Origin of the sequence: Microbispora sp. ATCC PTA-5024 (assembly GCF_000511135.2) — a bacterium.
GTDB classification, from domain to species: domain Bacteria; phylum Actinomycetota; class Actinomycetes; order Streptosporangiales; family Streptosporangiaceae; genus Microbispora; species Microbispora corallina.
In genome coordinates, this window is sequence record NZ_KI866527.1 from 381851 (window position 1) to 404553 (window position 22703).

A 22703-nucleotide genomic window follows, 5' to 3' on the forward strand; every position below is an offset into this window, starting at 1 on the left:
ATGCGTCGTGGCGTAGACCAGGTGCTTGCCGTTGTACACCACGTTGGTGAAGTCCTTCAGCGACACCCACCCCGACTTCGGCGTCGCCAGCGCACCCGTCGACGTCCACCGATACGACGACGGAAGATCACACGTACCCGTCGGAGTCGGTGTGGGCGTCGGCGAGGGGCTGGTCTGCGTTCCGGTGGTCCAGCGCTGGTTGGTGCCGGTGTGGCAGGTGTAGATCTGCACCTTGGTGCCGTTGGCGGTGCCGGCGCCGACGACGTCCAGGCACTTGTTCGCGCCGATGGCGGTGATGGTGCCGTCGGAGTTGAGGCGCCACTTCTGGTTGTTCTGCCCGTTGCAGTCCCAGATGATCACCGAGGTGCCGTCCGCGGTGCCGCCGCCGTTCACGTCGAGGCACTTGCTGCCGTACACCCGCAGCTCACTGGCGCTGGTGGTGGTCCACTGCTGGTTGTTCTGGCCGTTGCAATCCCAGATCTGCACCTGCGTGCCGTTGGTCTGGGAGACGCCGGTGACGTCCAGGCACCGCCCCGACCCCACCCCGATCAGCGGCGTGGTCGCCGCCGAGGCCGGTGCCGACAATGTCAGGGCGGCGGCGAGGAGGGTCGCCAGCACGGCGGTCAGGCGCACCGCCAGCCCAACAGGCGAACGCCATCGGCCGACGGCCGAACGGATGGGGGGTGACTCCATGGTCTACTCCTGGGGGGATACGAGGCAGAGTGTTCCTGTGTCATACGGCAGGAAGCGACAGGAGCCGGTACGTCCGGCTGAACCGCTCGCTGCCCCCGGGTGGTCGAGGCAGCGGCGAACCCTCGTCGCCTGGAGATCCTCGGTCTGGGTGACCGATGACACGCGTCCCACCACCGGCACCAGGCCCGGGGCGTTCAGGGCGCCCCTCCCGGTGCCGGCCACGCCCGGGACGCCTCTGAGATGGCACGCAGCCGCGGACCGCCTCCGATCATGGAGACCTCCTTCCCAGGGCAGGGCGTGTTAACGCTAACATCTGTCCGCGGCGCGGAAGGTCGCGTCCACAGGGGCCGATGCCAGCGGTAATGGCGGAGCAAATCAGGGCTCGCCGGGACGCGTCAAGAGGGCGATCGAGGGCTCCGATGGCGCTTCGGACCTTCTGGAACGCGCCCATCTGGGATTTCCGGCCCGGCCCGCACCGTGGGCGAGAACGGCTGGTGATGAAAGTTTCAACCGACGGCCCGGGGTGGTCAGTAGCGGGCGCTGGAGGCGAGCAGCAACGGGGACGCGACCGAGGAACGGCCGTCCACCGTCGCCCCCGCGAACTGGAGGTGCGGCGCCAGAAGCCGGTTGTTCTCGGCCGGGAAGTTCAGCTTGGGCGCCGAGACCTCGTCGAGCGCGGCGCGGTGGGCCTCGCTGAGCGTCACGTCCAGGGCGCCGACGTTGGTCTCGAACTGGTCGATGGTGCGTGCGCCGATCAGGGTGGAGACGACTCCGGCCCGCCCCTGCACCCAGGCCAGGGCGACCTGGGCGGACGTCGCGCCCGTCTCCTCGGCGACGGCGTTCACGGCGTCGATCACGGTCAGTTCGGCCGGACCCGGCTCGTCGGGAATCCGCGAGCGGTTCGCGTCCGGGACGGCGCTGTCAGCGCTGGAGTACTTGCCCGACAGCATCCCTCCGTGCAGCGGGGACCACGGCATCACGCCCATGCCCAGCGCCTGGGACATCGGGACCAGCTCGCCCTCCGAGGTGCGCTCGAGGAGCGAGTACTGCACCTGCACCGCGATGATCGGAGCCCACCCGCGCAACCGCGCGAGTGTGGCCGCTTCGGCGGTCGCCCACGCCGGCACGTCGGAGAAGCCCACGTAGCGGATCTTGCCGGCGCCGACGAGGTCGTCCAGCGTGCGAAGGGTCTCCTCCACGGGGGTGACCGGGTCGAAGTTGTGCAGCCAGTAGATGTCGACGTAGTCGGTCTGGAGGCGGCGCAGCGAGTTCTCCAGCTGTTGCACGATGGCCTTACGGCTGGGTCCGCCGCCGTTCGGGTCGTTCTCATACAGGTTGCCGAAGAACTTCGTGCCGAGCACGAGCCGGTCACGCAGCGACGGCCTGCCGGCGAGGTAGTCCCCGATGATCTTCTCGGAGTGGCCGTTGGTGTAGACGTTGGCGGTGTCGATCGAATTGCCGCCGCGCTCGACATAGGTCGCGAGGATCTTCGTCGAGTCCTCTACGCTGCTGCCCCAGCCCCAGTCCGGGCCGAAGGTCATCGTTCCCAGCGTGAACGGACTGACCCGCAGGCCCGAGCGGCCGAGGGTGACATAGGAATCGAGCGACATTCGTGGACCTCCACGTTCAGGGGATATGAGAGCCGGCGAAGCGGTCTCCGGACACGTCCTATTGAAGTGGGGGACCCGCATGACCACCTAGGTCATTGCGCTCGGACCCTTGCACGATCCGCTCAAGTTTGCCCGGATCATGATGCACGTCCGCCCAAAGCCGTGGTTCACTCGGGTGGTGAGCCACCTGGACGAACTCGGCCGCCGGATCGTGCGCCTCGCCGGAGACAGCCGCCGCCCCCTGTGGGTCGAGGACGCCATGGTGTTCGCCGCCGACCACGTGACCGAGACGATGGCCACGGTCACCGAGCCGATGCTGGCCCTGGTCGTGCAGGGAGTGAAGCGCTCGGCCCTCGGCGGCCACGTCTTCGAGCACCACCCCGGCCAGGCCGCCGTGGTGACCGTCGCCCTCCCCCTGACCTCGCAGATCACCCAGGCCAGCCGCCGCGAGCCGTTCCTCGCGCTCGGGCTGCGGCTCCAGCCCGCGCTGATCGCCCAGCTGCTGGTGGACGGCGGGCCCACCGCCATCCGGCCCCACGACGGGCCGGGCCTGGCGATCAGCGACGCGGACGACAGGCTGCTCGACGCCCTCGTCCGGCTGCTGCGGCTGCTTGAGGAGCCACGTGACCTCCGGGTGCTCGGGGACGGGGTGCGGCGGGAGATCCACTGGCGGCTGCTGAACGGACCCCAGGGCGCCCTGATCAGGCAGGCCGGCGCGGCGGACAGCCGCCTCGCCCTCGTCGCCCGTGCCATCGCCTGGATCAGGTCCCGGTACGACCAGGTGATCCGCATCGACGACCTCGCCTCGGACATCGGCACGAGCGTCTCGTCCCTCAACCGGCACTTCCGCGCGGTGACCGCGATGAGCCCGCTGCAGTACCAGAAGCAGATCCGGCTGCAGAAGGCCCGCATCGAGCTCATCTCCGCGCCGAACGACGTCGCCGCGATCGGCCACGCCGTCGGCTACGACAACCCGTCGCAGTTCAGCCGGGAGTACCGGCGCATGTTCGGCATGCCGCCGGGGCGGGACGCGGTACGCCTGCAGACCATGGCCATCGTCGAGGAGTAGCCCGTACGACCGCCTGCCGGGGCGGCTCCCTCTGACGGTCGCGGCGCCCGTCCGCCGGCCGAAGATCCCGTTGTTCGCTCACGCGTTGTGGCCAGGCACGGCCTATCGGGGCACAAGTCGTCCGTACCACTTCTCGGCGGCCTTTCGCCCGCACTCTTGACGTGAGGTGGGTCATAGAGGATTATTCCGTGCCACCTGCCATATTGGTACGGACCACTTGGAGAGGCGATGCGGGTACGAAGATTCACCGCGGCAGCGATCGCGCTGGTGGCTATGAGCGGGGCGGCAGGGTGCGCCGGCGCCGCGGGAGGTGGGTCCGGCGCCGGTGGAGGCACCGTCCAGATGGTTCTCTGGCCCGGTCCCGAGGGTGACGCGATGCAGAAGGTGGTCGACGCCTACAACGCCGGCCAGGGGAAGAAGGACGGGGTCACGGTCAAGATGACCCTTCTGAGCCGTACGGACACCTTCGCCAAGGAGGCGACGGAGATGGCGGCCAAGTCGAGCTCGGTGGACGTCTACTTCACCGCCAGCTACATCGTCGGGCAGCACGCGCCCAGCCTCGACCCCATCGCGGGGGTCGACTCGTCGGCCTACTTCCCGGTGGCCGTGGACGGGCTGACGTACGAGGGCAAGCTCTACGGGCTCCCGCTCGATGTGAGCAACCACTTCCTGCTCTACCGGAAGGACCTCATCGACCAGCTGATGTCCGACGCCGCGTGGAAGGCCGAGTACGGCAAGGTCAGCCAGGAGGTCGTCGGCAAGAGCCTGACGCCGAAGCCTCCGGCGGACTGGAACTGGGACGACTTCGTCGCCGCGGCCGCGTTCTTCACCAAGAAGTACAACCCCGGCTCACCCACGACGTACGGCACCGCGTTGCAGGCGAAGAACCTGCTGTACAACGTCATGATCTGGGACGACGTCCTGTGGAGCCAGGGCGGGAGCTGGCTGGACTCCTCCGGCAAGCCGACGCTGAACAGCGCCGCGGGAAAGGCCGCGATGTCGGTCTACTCCACCGTCTACACCAAGGGGCTGACCTCCCCCGACTCGGCGCAGGCGGAGTTCCCGGAGACCCAGGCGGCGATGCAGTCCGGCAACGCGGCGTTCGCGCTGCAGTGGTCGGCGGGCTACGCCGACCTCAACAGCGCCGAGAAGTCACCGAAGACGGCAGGAAAGATCGGCATCGCGCCGGTCCCGGGTGAGCAGCACAAGACACACGTGCACGCGCTGGCGGTCGGGCTGAACAAGTACTCGAAGAACAAGACCAACGCGATGAAGTGGCTCACGTACCTGGCCACGCCGACGGCCATGACCACGTACGCGCAGGCGGGAGGCATCCCGGCCATGCCGTCGGTGCTCCAGGCGCAGCAGGCCACCAACCCGGTCTTCTCCTCCATCACCGACAGCATCGGCACGTACGGGTTCGCCGAGCCCACCCTGAAGAACAGCTTCCAGGCGTACAGCGATCTCGCCGACGCGCTCAGCGGCGCCTGGGTGGGACGTGAGCCCGCGGACGCCGCGTTGGCCAAAGCCGACGACGCCCTGAACCGGCTGAGTGGATGATCAACGCGTGAGTACGCACACGTGGCTTCGGTCTGGGCGCCCCTCCCTGGGCGCCCGGACCCGCCATCCCCAGAGCAACCCCCATGAGGTCAGGGCCCGGTCGGTAAGAACCCGCTGGATCCTCGGCGCCCCGCTGCTGGCGTTCCTGGTGCTGCTCGTGGCGGCTCCGATCGCCTACGGCGTGTGGACGAGCCTCACACGGCGGACGCTGAGCGGAACCGACGCCCCCTTCGCTGGCCTGGCCAACTACGGCGCGGTCCTCGGCGACGGCGCCTTCTGGCACTCCCTGGGGTTCACCGCGGCGTTCACCGCGGCCGTCGTCGTTCTCGAGGTCCCGCTGGGCTTCGGTCTCGCGCTCCTGGTCAACCAGCGGCTCCCCGGGCATCGGGTGCTGTTCACCGCGCTCCTGCTGCCGATCATGGTGGCTCCGTCGCTGCTGGGAGTGATGTTCCGCCTGCTGCTCAACGGCGACATCGGGGCCCTGCCCGCCCTGCTCGCCAGGTTCGGCGTGAGCGTGTCGCTGTTCGACCCGTCCAGCGTCGTCCCGCTTCTGGTCGTGCTCGACGTGCTGCAGTGGACGCCGTTCACGTTCCTCATCCTCTACGCGGGCCTGCAAGGGGTGCCGGCGGACCTGTACGAGGCCGCCGCCGTCGACGGGGCCTCCTACGTGCGCACGCTGCGATCGGTCGTGGCCCCCGTCATGGGACCGGTCCTCGCCTCGGCGGCGTTCCTGCGCGCCATCGACGCCTTCCGCACCTTCGACGTCGTCTACGTCCTGACGGGCGGCGGTCCGGGCACCTCGACGACGACCGCGAGCATCTACATCTACAAGACGGCGTTCACCGACGGTGACTTCGGTATCGCGTCCGCGGCCTCGGTGGTGCTGTTGCTGCTGCTCATCGGGCTTGTGCCCGTCGTGGTCCGGCGCATTGTGGGAAAGCCAGGGGAGGGACGCCGGTGAGCACGTCATTCACATCGGGCCGGCGGCTGCGGCGGTTCGTGATGACCGCGGTGGTCGCCCTGATCGCGGTTGTGATCAACCTGCCGCTGCTGAACGCCCTCAACGTCAGCTTCAAGACCGACGGGGAGATAGCGACCAGTCCGCTCGCGCCGGCCGGGCATCCCACGCTTGAGCACTTCGCCAACGCTCTGGGGGCCGCCGGGTACGACTTCCCGGCCTTCTTCGCCAACAGCACGATGATCGCCTGCGGCACCGTCGTCCTCGTGCTGCTCGTCGCGGTGCCGTCCAGCTACGCCGTGGTCCGCCTCGGGTGGGGCGGACGCTGGGTGCTCAGCGGGGTCGCCGCGCTGCGGCTGTTGCCGGCCATCTTCTTCGCCGTGCCCTTCTATCTCCTGTTCTCCTTCGTGGGACTGCTGGACACGGTGGCCGGTCTGATGCTGGTCAACACGTTCCTCAACCTGCCGCTGGCCATGGTGCTGCTGGCCGCCGGCCTGCGCGATCTCCCGATCCAGGTGGAGGAGGCCGCGGCCGTCGACGGGGCGAACGACTACCGGATCCTGACCTCGATCGTCACTCCGATGCTGGCGCCCAGCCTGGTGGCGGTCTCGGTTCTGACGTTCCTGTTCACCTGGGCCGACTACCTGTTCGCGGTGGTCGTCTCCACGACCAGGGCCACCCCCGTCACCGTCGGGGCGGCCAACTTCGTGACCAGCTACGGCATCCGATGGGGAGACGTGTCCGCGGCGACGTTGCTGTCGGCGCTGGTGCCGATCGTGTTCGCCGTCGCCGCCCAGCGGTACCTGGTGAGCGGCCTGTCCATGGGGGCGGTGAAGGGCTGATGGCTTCCACGACGAACGCGGGACCCAAATACGATCAGGTCCGCGCTCGGCTCGCCGAGCGGATCAGGACCGACCTGCGCCCGGGGGACGCTCTGCCCAGCGAGCGAGAGCTCATGGAGATGTTCGGCATCAGCCGGATGACCGTGCGGAAGGCCCTGGCCGGGCTGGAGGCCGAGGGGCTCGTCTACCGGATCCACGGCAGCGGCACCTACGTCAGCGAGACGGCCCTCGTGAGCAAGACGCTGCGGCTCACCTCGTTCAGTGAGGACATGCGCGAGCGCGGCCTCCGCCCGGGCACACGGTTGCTCGAAGCCGAGCTGGTGCCCGCGACGGCGGACGTCGCGCAGCGCCTCAGGCTTTCGCCGGGCACACAGGTCGCGCATCTGCGGCGGCTCCGCCTGGCCAACCAGACCCCGATGGCCCTGGAGGAGGTGTACCTCCCCGCGGAGCTCGTCCCCGGCCTGCTCGACCACGATCTCAGCGGCAGCCTGTACGACGTGCTGGACGCGGCCTACGGCGTGCGGGCCGTACGGGCCCGGCAGGTGGTGCAGTCCACGGTCGTCGACGACGCCCAGGCGGAGCTGCTCGAGGTACCCCCGCGGTCGCCCGCCCTGATCGTCAGCCGCGTCGCCGTGGACGCGCGCGGACGTGCCGTCGAGCTCGGCACCACGCTCTATCGAGGCGACCGGTACGCCTTCGACGTGACCATCACCCGGGAGGCGCGCTCATGAGCTGGGCGGGCATCGACATCGGCGGCACGAAGACCCACGTCGTCATCTGCGACGACGAGCTCCGCATCCTCGCCGCGACCCGCGCCCCGACCCCGGTCGAGGCCGGCGCCCGCGTGATCCTGGCGGAGGCCGCGCGACTGACACAAGAGCTGCTCACCACGCTGGGTCTCCCCGTCGCCGCCGCGGGTGTGGGCGCCGCCGGCGTCGTCGATCCCGAGACGGGCGCGGTCGCCTCGTCGACCTCCACGTTCAGCGGCTGGTCCGGCAAGCCCCTGAGGGCGATCACCGAGGAACTGCTGGGCGTGCCGGCGATCGTCGACAACGACGGCAACGCCGCCCTGTACGCGGAGGCGAAGATCGGAGCCGCGGCCGGCGCCTCACACGCACTGGCCGTGGTGGTCGGCACCGGGGTCGGCGGCGCGGTGCTCAGCGACGGCCGGCTGATCCACGGCCGTCACGGCGCCGCCGGGGAGTTCGGGCATCTACCGGTCGGCGGCGACGCGGCCTGCCCCTGCGGAGGACGAGGGCATCTGGAGTCCGTGGCGGCGGGCCCGGCTCTCGCCCGCGCGTACACGGCGCTCACCGGGGTGAGCGTGACCGGCTCGGAGGTGGCGTCGCTGGCGCGCGCCGGCGACCGGGACGCCGCCGCGGTGCTCGACCACGCCGCCGCGGTGCTCGGCCGCGCGGTGGCCGGGCTGGCCAACGCGCTCGACCCCGACGTGGTCGTGCTCGGCGGAGGCGTCCTCGACGCGGCCGATCTGCTGCTCGCCCCACTGCGCGCGGCGGCCGCCGAACACCTGCTGCCGCCGCTACGTGACCTGCCGATCGTGCGGGCCCGGCTCGGCTCCGACGCCGTCGCGGTCGGCGCGGCGGCGCTCGCCCGCGACCACCGGATGCGACGGGCGGCACATGAGGCCCCCTCATACCTTGGAGAGGAAACCCATGCCTGACACGACGGTCCTGAAGCAGCTGCGAGGACAGCTCGTGGTCAGCTGCCAGGCCCCACCCGGAGACCCGCTGCGCAGCCCGGATCACATCGCCGCCATCGCCGCGGCGGCCGTCGCCGGGGGTGCCGCGGCTGTGCGGATCAACTCCCCGGAGGACGTCCGCGCCGTGCGTTCCCGCGTCGACGTACCGATCATCGGGCTGTGGAAGGACGGGACGGAGGGCGTCTACATCACCCCCACCCCGCGTCATGTCACCGCCGTGGTCGACGCGGGCGCCGACATCGTCGCCGTGGACGCGACCGGACGCCCGCGGCCGGGCGGCGCCACCCTGGAGGAGTGCGTGGAGGCCGCGCACGCCGCCGGCGCGCTCGTCATGGCGGACGTGTCCGTCCTGGAGGAGGGCCTGGCGGCGGAGAAGATCGGCTGCGACCTGGTCGGCACCACGTTGTCCGGCTACACGCCCCATTCCCGGCAGGACCACGGCCCGGACCTCGACCTCGTGGCCGACCTGGCGGGTCGGCTCACCGTCCCGGTGGTCGCCGAGGGCCGCATCTGGACACCCGACGAGGCGGTCGCCGCGCTCCGCAACGGCGCCTGGTGCGTCGTGGTCGGCACCGCCATCACCCGCCCCGGCGTCATCACCGCCCGGTTCGCCGACGCCGTGACAGCCGCCGCCGCGTCCGCCTCACCCCTTCGTGACGAGCCGGCCGTCTGATGAACCGGTGAGCGATCCCGTCAGCCGGGTGCCCGCCCGTCCCTGAAAGAGGGTATGGGCGGGCGCTCCGGTCAGCGCGGTACGGCGAGGTGGGCGTCTCCCGCGGCGGCGATCACCCGGGTGAGTGCCTGGTGGAGGGTCTGCAACTCGGCCAGGTCCATCCCCAGGCGCTCGACGATCGTCGCGGGGACCTTCTCGGCCTGCCTGCGCAGGTCGCGTCCCTTCGGGGTCAGCATCACCGCGAGGGAGCGCTCGTCGTCGCTGGAACGGCGGCGCTCGATGAGGCCCGCGGCTTCCAGGCGCTTGAGCAACGGCGACAGCGTGGCCGGCTCCAGCTGCAGCAGCCTGCTGAGGTCCTTGACCGACAGCGGGGCGTGCTGCCACAGCGCCAGCATCACCAGGTACTGCGGGTGGGTCAGCCCCATCGGCTCCAGCACCGGCCGGTAGAGGCCGATCACCGAGCGCGAGGCCACCGCGAGGGCGAAGCAGACCTGGTTCTCCAGGGCCAGCGGGTCGACGATCTCGACGGTGTCGCCAATGTCACTCATGCACCCCTCCGTTGCCGCTACTCCTCACCCTACCGCCTTAGTACACTAACATTTAGTGCACTAACCATTAGGGCCCTCCGCTCCGCCGCCCAGTGAGGAACGCTCATGGCACGTAAGAGTCTCGAAGAGCGCATCGCCGACCGCGTCGCCAAGCGGCCGCCGCTGAAGGAGGGCAAGAACTTCGAGCACAAACCGGCGGCATGGCTGTTCGCCGCCGTCCTCGTGTTCACCGTGCTGATCCATCTCGTCATCGTCGGCATCGTCATGCTGGTGGGAAGCTGACAGCCAGCTACGAGTCCCGGTCCTTTTCGGCGAAGATGCGGGCGAGTTCGGCCCGGGACGCGATGTCGAGCTTGGCGAAGATCCGGCGAAGATGCGCCGAGACCGTGTGCGGGGACAGGAACATCTGTGCGGCGGCCTGACGATTGGTCAGTCCCTGGGCGATCAGCTCCGCCACCGCCCGTTCCGTGTCGGTGAGGCTGTCCCAGCCGAATTCCCGCTGGTGTGACTGGGCCCAGTGGCGGCGCCGGACGCCCAGTGCGCGCAGGCGCGCCCGCGCGCGGGCCGCGTCCCGGAGGGCGCCGATCTGCTGGTAGCCGTCGTGCGCCTGGTCGAGGCTGCCGATCGCCCGCTCGCGGTCTCCGGAGGCGCCTGACGTGGTGAGCAGGACCCCGAGGTCCTCGGCGGCCGAGGCGCGCTCCCACAGTTGCGGGTGGTTGGCGGCGGCGAAGGCGAGGTCGGCGGGGTCGGCGTGGAGAAGGCCGCGAGCGTGTGCGGCCGCCGCGGCGAAGATCGGGTAGTCGGGGTTCCTCCGTTCGAGGTCGTCGGCCGTGTCGACGACGGTCCGCGCGTAGGCCTGGTTTCCCGAGGCCAGCGCCAGCCGGGTCATCCAGGCGGCCCCGAGGGGCACCGTGATGAGCGTCCATCGTCGTTTGTCCGCGTCGGTGTAGAAGGGGCCGAGGATGTCCATCGCCCGTTCGCGATCGCCCTGGGCCTCGGCGACCACGGCCTCCACCCACCTCTCCCACGCCGATCCGAAGAGCATTCCGGCGGCGCCGGGTTCACACGCGTACCTCTTGATGTTGCGCGCCGCGGCGTCCATGTCGCCGCGCCGCACGGCGATGTACGCGAGTACCGACAGCCCCACGCGGATGAACCCGCGCGTGCCCATGTCGTCCGCGATCGTCATTCCGGCCTGAGCCTCGGCGGCGGCGTCGTCGAGCCGGGCGGCGGCGAGCTTCACGCGGGCGCGGAAGAGCGCGGGCTGCGCGGCCAGCACGGTGACGCCGAGGGCCTCGATGTCCTCCTCGGCCGCCCGGATGGCCAGGTCGGCCGCGTCGAGCTGGCACAGGCACCGGTGAAGATGGCCCAGCAGCAGTCGTGTGAACGGCCGCTGGACGGCCTCCACGACGCCGGTGTTCCCGATCCGCAGGGCCTCGTTCAGGTGCGCGAACGAGTCGTCGACCCGTCCGTCGACCATGGCGCACCGGGAGAGCATCAGCAGAGCGCCCACCACGGCCGTGTCGGAACGCCCGTCGCGATCGGCGAGGACGGCCTCCGCCCGCCGTTGTCCCTCCCCCAGGTCGCTCAGGGAGATGAGCCCCCAGAACACCGTCCACTCGGCGACGCCGCGAAGGTCATCGGAGATGTCCTCCCGGCTGAGCAGGCTTTCGGCCTCGGACACCGCGTCGGCCGGCCGGCCGCCCAGAAGCAGGATGTACGCCAGCGCGCATCGCAGGCGATGCGCCAACGCGGGGGGAGCCCTGCTGAGCGCGGGACGAGCGAGATCGGCGGCCTCGCACAGCCGCCCGATGGCCGTCAGGGCGTCGACCGCGATGGCGGCGCGGCCCACCCAGTCGGGGTCGGCGGCGTCGGTCAGCTCCAGCGCCCGCTTGGCGAGATCGGCGGCGGTCTGCGGCGAGGACCGCAGCACCTCCCGCGCCGCCCGGTCCAGCGCGAGCAGGGCGCACACGTCACCGTGGCCGGCGCTGTGGATGAGGTGCGCGGCGGCGGGAACGGCCGACCCGCCGCGTTTGAGCAGCATCTCCCCTGCCTCGCGGTGCAGGGCCCGCCGGACGGCGGTGGACAGGGTCTCCGTCACCGCCTCCCACAGGAGGTCGTGCCGGAATGCCAGCTCGTACCCGGCCGATTCGACGATGCCCGCCGACATCGCCTCCTCCAGCATGGGCAGCAGATCGCCCGTCGATTCGCCGAGCATCTCGGCCAGGTCCTTCACGGAGAACGAACGGCCCAGGACCCCGGCGACCTGGAGCATGTGCCTGGTCGGTCCGGACAGCTCCTCCAGGCGCTCACGGGTGACCGCCTGAGCCGGCGGCAGCCGCGTCGACACCAACCAGGCGCGGCCGTCGGCGATCCGGAACCCGCCCTCCCGCTTGAGCTTCTCCATGAGGTCGACGAGCAGGAAGGGGTTGGCGTCCGCTATGGCGGCCAGGGCCAGCACGTCCGGCTCCGGCACCGCCCCGAGGACGTCGGCGACCACCTCGGCCACCGCCGCGCCGTCCAGAGCCTTCAGCCGGATCCGCGTCGCGCCCTCGCGTTCCAGCGTGTTGAACACGCGGTCGAGGCGGTCGGCGTCGCCTCCGCCGGTCGTACGGGCCAGCATCCAGATGAGCGGGGAGGAGGCGAAGTCACCGGTCAGCGACCGCAGCGCCAGCAGAGTCATGGGGTCGGCCCACTGCAGGTCGTCCAAGGTGAGCAGCACGGGCCCGTGCGCCACGAGTGTCTCCAGCGGTCCCTGCAGCTGCTCCAGCAACAGCAGCCGCCGATCGACCGGGCCGGGCACGCCGCCGTTGTCGCCGGCGCGCAGAGCGCAGCCCGACTCCTCCAGCGCCGAGATCAGCGGGGCAAGCGGCATCAGCTGGGTCAGCTCGTCCGCGACGCCGCGGACCACCCGGAACCCCCACCTGGCCGCGGTGGCGGCCGCCACGTCGAGCATGCGGCTCTTGCCGACGCCCGGCCGGCCCTCCACCAGCAGGACCCCGCCCCTGCCCACGCGAGCCGCCCGGAGCATGCCGGCGACGAGCTCCCACTCCCGGGCACGGCCGCGCCAACCAGCCCAGGATGTCTCCCGAGAATCAGGCCCCTCCGCCGCATCCAGGACATTCCGGGACACGTCCCCCATGAATCCATGAGACACCCGGCGCACACGGCCCCGCAACAGGCCCGCGCGGCGGGCCCGTCCGTCGCCTCGCGTCACGGATCAGACCGGTGATCACAGGCCGCGCGGAGGAGCGCAGAGCTACACAAATGTGCGATACGACGTGCGTCTGCGCCGTTCAGGATCGTATTCGTCAGCTCATTTCCTGCTTATGAGCTGGCCACGAAAGGACCCACGACTGAGCGGTACCGAGAACGGGTGCGTCCGACGACGCGCCACGCCTTCCCGGCCCTCTCAGGAGCCTGACATCCCTCGAATTCCTATTTCGAAAGGATGGCGATGGTGGACCTGACCGATAAATTGCTGATCCTCATGTGGCCCCTGGTCACGCTGCTCACGTGGATGGCCGCCGCCAAGGGCCTCGTACGCGTGCTGACCGGCGGGTCGCCGACGGTCGCCTGGCACGCGCTTCGGACGAGCGACAGGACGGACAGCGCGAAGGCCTCTCGCGCGGAGAACGGCGAACACGGATCCCGGCCGCGGGCCCCCCGCCGCCCCCCGAAAGCCGACCGGCCGCAGCACCGGCCCTCCGCGACCGGCTCCGCCTGCCATGCCTTCTCCGAGCACGCGCACAGGACCTCCGGCCCCGCCGGAGCGTCGTCGCCGGGCTCGGTGAGTCAGTCGCCGGGCTCCGTGAGCCATGAGAACGGCCACCGGCTTCCGGACCGTGGCCGGGGGCCGCTGCGGGGGCGATGGGCTCCGCGCTCGATCCGAGGGCAGCTGACCCTGCTGGCCACCGCCATGACCATCCTCACCCTTCTCCCGGCAGGAGGGGGGATGTACCTTCTGGCCAGGGCCGGGACCGTCCGCTGGCGGTGTGATCCGTACAGGACCGCTCTGACGGGCGCCGTGGGTCACCTGGCGGCGTACGGCCAGGTGCGACGGGGTGCCGGCGGCGTCAGCCCGGTCACCCCTCTGGTCGCGACCGGCCCCGCCGGGTCATCGCCGCCCGCCGCCCGGGGAACGCCGCCCCGGCCCCCTTTGAGAAACCTCGAGCGGCGCACGGGCGCCTCGCAGCCCATGCCGGCGTGTACCGCCGTCTTCCCCGCCGGGTCCCGGGTGGTCGTCGAGACGGGGCAGTCGCTGCTGGGCCTCGCGTGGCCCGTCTCTCTCCCGTTGCTCGTGTCGCTCGAGACCGCCGAGCTGATCGCCCTGAACGCCTGGGTCACCTGGAAGGTGAGCGGACGGCTGCTACGCCCCCTGGAAACGGTGGGCGCCGAACTCTCCCGGATCGACTTCGGCCACCTGGCCGTCGGCGTCTCGGTGCCGAGGAGGGCGCAGGAGATCACCCGGTTGAGCCTCACGATCAACCAGGCTCTGGGGCGTATGCACAAGGCCAAGGAGGAACTCGAGGAGCTCGCCCGCCGTCAACGGCAGTTCGCCTCGGACGTCGCCCACGAACTGCGCACTCCCATCACCGGGCTGCGGGTGCAGCTGGAAGCGGCACAGCAGGATCCCGGCGGGCTGCCGCTGCCGGAGCTGCTCGACACGACGCTGGCCCAGGTGGACCGGCTTCAGGCGATCACCGAGGACATCCTGTGCCTCGCTCGTGTGCGTACCTGCCCACCCGCCGAGTGGCGGCAGCTCGACCTCGCGGCCCTGGTCAAGGCCGAGATCGCGCAACGAACGGATCGGCACCCGGTGCGGCTCCGCGTCACCCACGGCGCCACCGTCACCGCGGTGCCGTCCCAGATCAGCCGGTTGCTCGCCAACCTGCTGAACAACGCGCAGAGGCACTCCCGGCGTGTGGTGTGCGTCGAGGTGCAGGCCGAGCCCACCGCGGTCGAGGTCGCGGTCAGCGACGACGGGCCGGGGATCGCCGAAGCCGACCGCGAGCGGGTGTTCCAACGCTTCACCCGGTTGGACGACGCCCGCCGGCTCGACCGCCACGGCACCGGGCTCGGCCTGGCCATCGCCCGCGACATCGCCTTGGCGCATCAGGGGACTCTCAGCGTCGAAGAAAGCACAGTCGGCGGGGCGCGTTTCGTCCTGCGGCTGCCCCGAGTCCGGCCGACTGAGACGGGGTCGTCATGAGGCTTGAAAACTGTTCGATCCGCGCCCGCCTGGCGCTGTTCATCAGCATCGCGGTCAGCATGCTCTGCATCGCGTTCTCCATCGCCCTGTTGTTCGCCCTCAACAGGATGGCCACCCAGAACCTCACCCAGGAGGTGACGGCGGTCGGCGAATTGACCGCGTACGACGTCGACCACGGGCAGGTCGTCAACCCGCTGCCGCCGATCCCGCAGAACCTGATCCGTCCCGTCCAGGTGGTCGACCCGCAGGGACGGGTGGTCGCCGCGACCAAAGATCTGCAGCACCGGCCGCTCATGGCGCATTTCACGCCGAGAAGCCCCAGACGGGTGGCGACCGACGTGGTGTGCAATTCCGTGTTCCCATCCGGCGGCTGCCACATCGTCGTCGCGCAGCAGGTGTATCGCAACGGCGACTGGACCGTGTACAGCGCCGCACCGACGCTGCCGTTCTTCGTCTATCCGGGTGTGGCGGCCCTCCTGGTGGCGGGAACGGTCGTCTTCACGGGCGCGGTCGCCTACGGGGCGCGGCACACGGTCGCCAGCTCGCTCAAACCCGTGGACGCCATCCGGGCCCAGCTCGACCACATCCGGAGCACCAACCTGGGCCGCCGGGTCCCCGTTCCCAAGGTGAAGGACGAGATCTACCGGCTGGCCCGGAGCGTGAACGAGACGCTGGACCGGCTGGAGAACATGCTCGAACAGCAGCGGCGCTTCTGCGCCGACGCGTCCCACGAGCTCCGCACCCCGATCACCGCCATCCGCGTCCAGCTGGAGGACGCCCTCCTGGCGGCCGAGGACGTCGAACTGAGCAAGCTGTGCGACGACGTCCTTCCGAGCGTGGAGCGTCTCCAGTCGATCACGAGCGGTCTGCTGACGCTCACCCGGTTCGACGCCGGCGGTCCGTGTGAGCGACAGCCGGTCGACCTGGCCGAGCTCATCGCCCTGGAGCTGAGGAGCCACCAGGTCAGCAGGAGGGTCCTCCTCCAGTTGACACCGGGGGTGACCGTCAACGGCGACCGGGCGCAGCTGCGGCAGCTGGTCTGCAACCTGCTGCAGAACGCCCAGCGGCACGCGTCCTCCACCGTCACCGTCACGCTCCGGCGGGAGAACGGCGGCACGCGCTGCGGGAGGGACGTCGCGGAACTGGAGGTCCTCGACGACGGCGCGGGAATCGCCGCCGACCAGCGCGAGACGGTGTTCCAGCGCTTCACGCGGCTGGACAGCGCGCGCAGCAGGGACGCCGGAGGAATCGGCCTCGGCCTCCCCATCGCCCGGCTGATCGCCGAACGCCACGAGGGCACCCTGACCATCAGGGACAGCGATCGAGGCGCCCGCTTCGTCGTCCGCCTTCCGCTGGACTCCCGGATCGGCGACTGAGCGCGTCCGCCGGGAGCCGCGCGGGCGAACTCAGCCGGCGGCGGCCGGAGCGACGCGAAGCCGCTCCACCGGCGCCGGTGGAGCGGCTCATCGCGGTTTCCCGCTCACCGGCCGGGCTCACGCGTCAGCCGGCCCGCGGAGCGGGTCAGTGGTGCCCGGGGCCGCCGTGCGTCTGGGTCCAGGGACCGGTGATGGCGAGGACGTAGCCGGGGGTCTGGATGTTGGCGAACAGGATGCGGCCGTCGCCGCTGAACGTCGGCCCGGTGAACTCGCTGTCGTTCAGCTCGTTGCGGGCCATCGGGTACGGCGTGCCCTTGTCCGTCACGCCCACCAGGTGCGACAGTCCCTCGCCGTCCTCGGCCAGGATGACCCCGCCGTACGGCGAGACGGTGATGTTGTCCGGCCCGTCGTAGTCGGTGTCCGCCTCGGGGTCGGGGTTGACGCCGAAGATGGTCGTGAGCGTGACGGTCTCCGACTCGGGGTCGTAGAACCAGACCTGGCCGTCGTGCTCGTTGACGCTGCCGTCGGTGTGACGGGCGTAGCTCGCGACGAAGTAGGCGCCGCCGTCACCCCACCAGGCGCCCTCCAGCTTGCGGCTGCGGGTGATCTGGTCGTCGGTGAACTGCTTGCGCACCGAGGTGGTCGTGGCGTTCCGGTCCGGCACGTCCACCCATTCCACCTTGTAGCGGGTGCCCGGCTGGGTCGCCTCGGACAGGTCGGCGATGTGCCTGCTTCCCTTGCGGCACCGCATGGCCTGCAGCGTCCCGGCCGTATCGCCGCCGGGGCCGAGGGCCAGCGCCCGCAGCGCGCCCTTCCGGCCGTGGAAGCCGCGGGGCGGGGTCCAGCGGAAGTACAGCCCGTTCGGGCCGCTCGCGTCCTCCGTCAGGTAGATCTCGGAGGTGCGCGGGTTGACCGCGACGGCCTCGTGGGAGTAGCGGCCGAGGAACTTCAAAGGGACGGGGTTCGCGTTGGCCTCCCGGTCGAACGGGTCGACCTCGAAGACGTAACCGTGGTCCTTCTGGAACGCGCCGCCGGCCCGCTGCTCGGTCTCCTCACAGGTCAGCCAGGTGTTCCACGGCGTGATGCCGCCCGCGCAGTTGTTGTGCGTTCCGGCCACGCTGACGTACTCGCGGATCCGGTTGCCGTTCCTGTCGACCTCGATGGTGGTGGTGCCGCCCTTCGCGCCGGGGTCGTAGGTCAGCCCGGGCAGGGCGGGCACGCCGTAGGGCTCGTCGCCACTGATCTCGTGGTTGTTCACCAGGACCCAGCCGTCGCGACCGGCGAAGCATCCGGTGCCGTCGGCGTCGCTGGGGGTCGGCTCGCCCGTCTCCAGAAGCGTCGTGCCGGCCTGGGCCACGATCGTGTACGAGAAGCCCTTGGGCAGGGCGAGCAGGCCCTTGGGGTCGGGGACCACCGGGCCGTACCCGATCGTCTTGCCGGCTCCGGCCTGGGCGGCCTGCGCGGCGGCGGGGCCGGCGATGGCCTCGATGCTGCCGGCGATGGCGATGCCGAGACCGCCGGCGGCGGCCGAGCGCATGAGGTCGCGGCGGGAGAAGGAGGAACTCACAGACATACCTTTCGGGGAGCTTCAGGCAGGCCATGAGATCCAATGCCGCCACCCTGAACGTCTCCTTCAGGGCGGCGTACGCATGGGTGAACGCGTTCTGACGATCATAGAAAGGGCCAGGTCAGCGCCCCGGACAGACATGTCCGACGCGCATGGCATCCCACGTCGCGGATGCCCAGGCCGCACCCCCGCCCGTGTGCGGCTCCACCCGCGCCGCCTCCGCGCTCATCGCGCAGGGCGGCGAAGCCGTCCGGCAGGGCTGCGACGGGAGGAGAGCACGCTGGAAGTAGGCCCACATCGGGACGCGATCATAGGGTGCCAACGTCACGGCATCCGGCAGGTGATGCCGGGGGCGAGCACATGTGGGAGCGCTTCCATATTCCGGCCTAATCTACGGGGACCTTTTGACAAGCGCCGTCTCGACACATCCGTCACGGTTTCGCCCGTGGTCCGGGCTCGGTCCGCGGCCCGGCTCTCCCGGGGCACGGGGCGCGGGAGGGCCGTCATGACGGTCGCCGAGCAGACCCGGGAGGGCGCCGGGTCGCTGCTCGCCCACCGGCCGTTCATGCTGGTGTTCGCCAGCAGGACGGCGTCGGCCGCGGCCACGGCGGGCACCTGGGTCGTGCTGCCCCTCTACGCGTACTCCGTGACGGACTCCGCCGCGCTCGCGGGCCTGGTGAGCGCGATGAACGTGATCCCGTACATCCTCTTCGGCGTGGTGGCCGGCGTCGTCGTCGACCGGGCCGCGCCGCGCCGCTTGCTGGTGGCCATGGAGGCGGCCAACGCCGTCGTCCTGCTGGCCGTACCGGTGCTCGCCGGCGCGCACGCCCTGTCGGCGGTCGCGCTGTGCGCGTTCGGGTTCGCCACGGCGACGGTCTTCGTGTGGTTCGACGTCGCGTCGGCCGCCTTCGTCCCCGCGGTGGTGGGCAGGACGCGGGTGTTCCAGGCGAACGGGCACCTGTGGGCGGCCTCCACCCTGGTCACCGCGGTCGCCGGGCCGGGTGGCTTCTTCCTGCTGGCGCACCTGGGGGTCGGCGGGACGTTCGCCGTCCTGGCGGCGTTCTCCGCGCTGTCGGCCGGCCTCCTTTCGGCGGTGCGGGTCGCCGAGCCGGAGCGCGGGCGCTCGCGTCCGGAGCGGCGGCCGGTCGCCGAGATGGCCGAGGGCTTCCGCTTCATCGCGGGCCAGCCGACCGTGCGGCTGCTCACCCTCGTGGGGATCGGCTCGGGGCTCAGCGCCGGAGCCGTCTACGGGCTCATCGTGGTCTTCGCCGACCGGGCGCTGTCCCTCGGCACCGAGGACTACCGGATCTCCTGGATCATCGCGGGGTCCAGCGCGGGGGCCCTGCTCGCGTCGCTGGCCGCGCCGCGGCTGCGGGGCCTGCCTCCCGTCGGCGTGGTGGCGGCACTGCTGACGCTGGAGGCCGGGCTGATGGCGGGCTACGCCCTGACGACCGGCTGGATCGCCGCCCTGGCCGCGATCTTCCTGTGGAACCTCGCGCACACCACCCTGATGATCTTCAGCATCTCCGCCCGGCAGGTGATCGCCCCGTCCGAGATGCAGGGCAGGGTCAACGCGGCAGGGCGCACGCTCGTGTGGGGCTGCGTCCCGCTCGGCTCCGCGGTCTGCGGACTGCTCGCCGAGACGACCGGGATCCGCGGCGCGCTGCTGGTCTTCCTGCTTCCCGCCGTCGCGAGCCTGGTCCTCACCGGGTTCGCGCTCGTCGGCCGACGGCACGAGGTGGCCCTGTGACAGCCCTGCGCGTGCTCTTCTTCGCCTTCTCCCGCAGCAGCCTCGGCCACATCGTCCGCTCCACGACTGCGGCCGCCCGGTTCGCCCGGGAGGGCCACGCCGTGGCCGTCGCCTGCCACGAGGAGTGCCGCGGGATCCCGGAACGGGCGGGCGTCGCGTGGTATCCGGTCAGAGAGCTCGGCCCGGCCCCCGCCTGGCGGGGCATGGACGACCCCGAGCGGCTGCGCGAGTTCAGCCGCGGGAGGCTGGCGAGCCCCGCCTACGTCGCGGAGTGCCTGGAGGACGAGCTCCGGCTCATCGACGGCCACTGTCCCGATGTCGTCATCTCCGACATGCGCAACACGGCCGGCGTGGCCGCCGCCATGCGGGGCGTGCCCGGTTACTCCATCCACAACCTGCGGCTGTTCCGGCATCCCATGCACGTGGTGCTTCCCGAGATCATCGCCACGCTCTCCTCGCTGGGCGTGCCCGGCCGCCACGCCCGGCGCGTTCTCGGCGACGCCGTCCTGGTCCCGGATCTGGCCGTGCTGGACGACCTGGCCGGCGTCCCGCCGGAGACCTCCGCGCTGATCTGCTCGCTCACCCGGGAGATCCGTCATGTCGGACCGCTGCTCCCACCCGAGATAGCCCGACCGCCGCGTGCCCCCGTTCCGGCGCCGCAGGACGGGCTCCTGCACGTCACCCTCGGCGGGAGCGGCGCGGGGAACCACGAGATCCGGCGCGTCGTCGACGCCGTGGGAGACCTCGACCTGCACGTGCAGATCACCCTGGGCGTCGCGGCGACCCCCGAGGTGGTGCGCTCGACCGAACGCGAGCTCGCCGCTCTCGCCCGCCGGGCCACCGTCCGCGTCACCGGCTTCCGGCACGACGCGGTGGACGTCACGAGGGCGGCGGACGCCGTGGTGACGCACGGCGGCCACGGGTCGATCACCGAGGGGCTGGCCGCGGGCACGCCCCTGGTCTTCCTGCCCCACTCCCCCGAGCAGCTCCTCAACGCCGCGCGCGTCGAGGAGCTCGGCCTCGGCGTCGTGCTGGCGCCCGGCGACGCCGCGGTCGTCGTCCGGGACAAGATCCTGGCCGCCGTGAAGCTGAAGGGCGGCGCCCAGCCGGCCCGGTTCCGCGAGGCCCTCGTCGCCGCCGACGGCGCCGGGCAGTTGGTGTCGTACGTGACCGGCTCGCTGGCGGTGGAACGGGCGGTGAGGGGATGATCCGCGCCGGAGAGCTCGCGATCTCGGTCGCCGCCATGGCCCACCCGTCCCGCGCCGACGCGGTGCGGGCGATGGCCGATGCACACGCGGAGCTCGGCATCACGGTCGTGTTCGACCCCGAGCCGGACCGGGGGCACAGCCTCGCCACGGCCCTCGCCGCATGGTCGGCCGTGGAGCCCGGCGCCACCCACCACCTGGTCGTCCAGGACGACGTGATCTTCTGCGACGGCTTCGCGCGGCTCCTGCCCGCGGTGGTCGGGGCCCGTCCTGACTCGGCGATCGGTCTCTTCGCGGAATGGGGCTCGCGCACCGCGTCCATGATCAGGGTCGCCGCCCTGCGCGGCGCCGCGTTCGCGGCGGTCGCCGACCCCTACGTCCCGACCCAGGCCCTCGTCCTGCCCGCCGAGCACGCTCGCGCGCTGGGCCGGCGCGCGTTCCGGGAGATCGAGCCCGACGACATCGCCGTCCGCCGCCACCTCCGGGAGGCGGGGGTCACGCCGGTCGTCGCCGTCCCCAACCTGGTCGAGCACGACGACCGGCCGAGCCTCACCGGCAACGGGTTCCAGGGGTTGCGCCACTCGGCCTGTCACCTTCCCGCGCCCCGGGTCCGAGTGCCGGAGGCCGAGGCGGCTGGGGCCGGCCTCGCCCACGTGCCGCACCTGTCCTGGATGCGCCTGGTCGCCGAGTGGTTCCCGTGCGGCCCGGACGACGAGCCGGGATGGACCGGGCAGCCCTTCGCCGCCCGGCTGCCGGCGCAGGTCACCATGGACGAGCTGCGCCGGACGTTCACCGCCTGCGTCCGGGGGGCGGACGCGCTGCGCGCCGCCCTCACCGAGATCGTGCTCTTCGAGTTCTGGCTGTACGGCGTCGGCGTCGGACTCGTCGCCGGGGTGCCTCCGGACGCCGTCGCCGCCCGGGCCGAGGACCCGGTCTGCCGTGCCGCCCTGCTCTCGGCCTTCCCGGGCGGCTTCCGCCGCTGTCTGCCGCTCCCGGTCCTGCGCGAGCTCGGGGAGGACGCGTTCCGGCTGCTCCGCCTCGCCGTGCGCACCGGTGCGGAGGCCGCCCTGCGCAGGTGAGTCGCCGCGTGTCGGGGGCATTCACTATCCTGCGATCGGCCGCCGGTCTCCGGGAGGCTGAGCGCGGCCCGCCGTGCGCCGACGGCACGGCGGTGAGTCCGGCGTGGGACGGCTGGGCCCGGCGTCAACGAAAGGGTGTCACGTGACCCACTGGGACGGCGCTGAGCACGAGCCGCGGACGGCGGCCGGACACGAGGTGTTCGCCGCCGACGACGAGGTCGGCCGGGATCTGGCGACGGTCGACTGGTCGGGAACGCCGCTCGGGCCGCCGGCCGGGTGGCCGCAGAGCCTGCAGACCGCGGTGAGCATCCTGCTGTCGTCCCGCTTCTCCATGTGGATGGCGTGGGGACCGGAGCTGACCTTCTTCTGCAACGCCGCCTACCGCCGCGACACCCTGGGCCGGAAGTACCCGTGGGCGCTCGGCCGGCCGGCCGGCGAGGTGTGGGCGGAGATCTGGGACGACATCGGCCCGCGGATCGACACCGTGCTGGCCACGGCCAAGGCGACCTGGGACGAGGCCCTGCTGCTGTTCCTCGAACGGGCCGGCTACCCGGAGGAGACCTACCACACGTTCTCCTACAGCCCCCTCCGCGACGACGCCGGCGCCGTCGTCGGCATGTTATGCGTGGTCAGCGAGGACACCGAGCGGGTCGTCGGCGAGCGGCGGATGGCGACGCTGCGCGACCTCGGCTCCGATCCCAGCGTGGTCCGCACCGAGCAGGAGATGCTGGCCTTCGCCTGCAGGCAGCTCGGCCGCAACCCGCACGACCTCCCGTTCACGCTGACCTACCTGTTCGAGGACGGCGGCGGCGCGCGGCTGGCGGGGGCGACCGGGATCTCC

At 71.4% G+C, this 22703-nt stretch carries 19 protein-coding genes; 14 read left to right on the plus strand and 5 right to left on the minus strand.

The features are described from left to right. Both MPTA5024_RS36215 and MPTA5024_RS36220 read right to left on the minus strand, forming a co-directional pair. A partial coding sequence (locus tag MPTA5024_RS36215) for an RICIN domain-containing protein (protein ID WP_198167599.1) occupies positions 1 to 693 on the minus strand: 693 nt, incomplete at its 3' end. A gap of 527 nt (positions 694 to 1220) precedes the next feature. Further along, positions 1221 to 2303: an aldo/keto reductase gene (locus MPTA5024_RS36220; RefSeq protein ID WP_036332585.1), complete on the minus strand. Its 1083-nt coding sequence runs from the start codon at positions 2301 to 2303 to the stop codon at positions 1221 to 1223. A 178-nt stretch (positions 2304 to 2481) separates the two neighbouring features. Between MPTA5024_RS36220 and MPTA5024_RS36225 the strand changes: the two genes are divergently transcribed. The 7 genes from MPTA5024_RS36225 to MPTA5024_RS36255 all read left to right on the plus strand — a co-directional run bounded on the left by MPTA5024_RS36225 (position 2482) and on the right by MPTA5024_RS36255 (position 9125). Continuing rightward, positions 2482 to 3372, plus strand: a complete 891-nt coding sequence (locus tag MPTA5024_RS36225; protein ID WP_198167600.1) for an AraC family transcriptional regulator — start codon at positions 2482 to 2484, stop codon at positions 3370 to 3372. 375 nt (positions 3373 to 3747) lie between these two features. Further along, a complete protein-coding gene (locus MPTA5024_RS36230; protein WP_198167601.1) occupies positions 3748 to 4932 on the plus strand; it encodes an extracellular solute-binding protein in 1185 nt (394 codons plus the stop codon). A 7-nt stretch (positions 4933 to 4939) separates the two neighbouring features. Then, positions 4940 to 5893, plus strand: coding sequence for a carbohydrate ABC transporter permease (locus MPTA5024_RS36235; RefSeq protein WP_198167602.1), 954 nt, complete (start codon positions 4940 to 4942; stop codon positions 5891 to 5893). Beyond that, positions 5890 to 6732, plus strand: a complete 843-nt coding sequence (locus MPTA5024_RS36240) for a carbohydrate ABC transporter permease (protein ID WP_051459098.1) — start codon at positions 5890 to 5892, stop codon at positions 6730 to 6732. The genes MPTA5024_RS36235 and MPTA5024_RS36240 overlap by 4 nt, the downstream gene beginning before the upstream one ends. After that, positions 6732 to 7463 (plus strand): GntR family transcriptional regulator, encoded by a 732-nt coding sequence (locus MPTA5024_RS36245; protein ID WP_036332587.1) that lies wholly within the window; start codon positions 6732 to 6734, stop codon positions 7461 to 7463. Before MPTA5024_RS36240 ends, MPTA5024_RS36245 begins: the two co-directional genes overlap by 1 nt. Then, the gene (locus tag MPTA5024_RS36250) at positions 7460 to 8413 is read left to right on the plus strand and encodes an ROK family protein (protein ID WP_051459099.1); all 954 of its coding nucleotides are present in this window, start codon (positions 7460 to 7462) and stop codon (positions 8411 to 8413) included. The genes MPTA5024_RS36245 and MPTA5024_RS36250 overlap by 4 nt, the downstream gene beginning before the upstream one ends. Further along, a complete protein-coding gene (locus tag MPTA5024_RS36255) occupies positions 8406 to 9125 on the plus strand; it encodes an N-acetylmannosamine-6-phosphate 2-epimerase (protein WP_051459100.1) in 720 nt (239 codons plus the stop codon). The genes MPTA5024_RS36250 and MPTA5024_RS36255 overlap by 8 nt, the downstream gene beginning before the upstream one ends. Before the next feature lie 71 nt (positions 9126 to 9196). Here the strand turns inward: MPTA5024_RS36255 and MPTA5024_RS36260 are convergent, their stop codons facing one another. After that, entirely contained in the window at positions 9197 to 9673 is a 477-nt protein-coding gene (locus tag MPTA5024_RS36260; protein WP_198167603.1) for a MarR family winged helix-turn-helix transcriptional regulator, read from the minus strand. A gap of 105 nt (positions 9674 to 9778) precedes the next feature. Between MPTA5024_RS36260 and MPTA5024_RS43035 the strand changes: the two genes are divergently transcribed. Beyond that, positions 9779 to 9955: a hypothetical protein gene (locus MPTA5024_RS43035; protein WP_198167604.1), complete on the plus strand. Its 177-nt coding sequence runs from the start codon at positions 9779 to 9781 to the stop codon at positions 9953 to 9955. 7 nt (positions 9956 to 9962) lie between these two features. On the opposite strand, the gene MPTA5024_RS36265 is transcribed toward MPTA5024_RS43035, so the two are convergent. After that, positions 9963 to 12815, minus strand: a complete 2853-nt coding sequence (locus MPTA5024_RS36265) for an AAA family ATPase (protein WP_084370275.1) — start codon at positions 12813 to 12815, stop codon at positions 9963 to 9965. A 1095-nt stretch (positions 12816 to 13910) separates the two neighbouring features. Between MPTA5024_RS36265 and MPTA5024_RS43040 the strand changes: the two genes are divergently transcribed. Continuing rightward, positions 13911 to 14885 carry a sensor histidine kinase gene (locus MPTA5024_RS43040; protein WP_198167605.1) on the plus strand — a complete coding sequence of 325 codons (975 nt, stop codon included), beginning with the start codon at positions 13911 to 13913 and terminating at the stop codon, positions 14883 to 14885. Continuing rightward, positions 14882 to 16261, plus strand: coding sequence for a sensor histidine kinase (locus MPTA5024_RS36275; protein WP_036332591.1), 1380 nt, complete (start codon positions 14882 to 14884; stop codon positions 16259 to 16261). Before MPTA5024_RS43040 ends, MPTA5024_RS36275 begins: the two co-directional genes overlap by 4 nt. A 145-nt stretch (positions 16262 to 16406) precedes the next feature. Here the strand turns inward: MPTA5024_RS36275 and MPTA5024_RS36280 are convergent, their stop codons facing one another. Then, complete coding sequence (locus MPTA5024_RS36280) at positions 16407 to 17828, minus strand: alkaline phosphatase PhoX (protein WP_232326794.1); 1422 nt, start codon at positions 17826 to 17828, stop codon at positions 16407 to 16409. Between the two features lie 505 nt (positions 17829 to 18333). On the opposite strand from MPTA5024_RS36280, the gene MPTA5024_RS36285 reads away from it, so the two are divergent. The 4 genes from MPTA5024_RS36285 to MPTA5024_RS36300 all read left to right on the plus strand — a co-directional run. Beyond that, the gene (locus MPTA5024_RS36285; RefSeq protein WP_036332595.1) at positions 18334 to 19578 is read left to right on the plus strand and encodes an MFS transporter; all 1245 of its coding nucleotides are present in this window, start codon (positions 18334 to 18336) and stop codon (positions 19576 to 19578) included. Continuing rightward, positions 19575 to 20786, plus strand: a complete 1212-nt coding sequence (locus MPTA5024_RS36290) for a glycosyltransferase (protein WP_036332597.1) — start codon at positions 19575 to 19577, stop codon at positions 20784 to 20786. Before MPTA5024_RS36285 ends, MPTA5024_RS36290 begins: the two co-directional genes overlap by 4 nt. Next, positions 20783 to 21862, plus strand: a complete 1080-nt coding sequence (locus MPTA5024_RS36295; RefSeq protein ID WP_051459102.1) for a hypothetical protein — start codon at positions 20783 to 20785, stop codon at positions 21860 to 21862. Before MPTA5024_RS36290 ends, MPTA5024_RS36295 begins: the two co-directional genes overlap by 4 nt. Positions 21863 to 22004: 142 nt before the next feature. Further along, on the plus strand, positions 22005 to 22703 hold a 699-nt coding region (locus MPTA5024_RS36300), incomplete at its 3' end, for a PAS domain-containing protein (protein WP_036332599.1).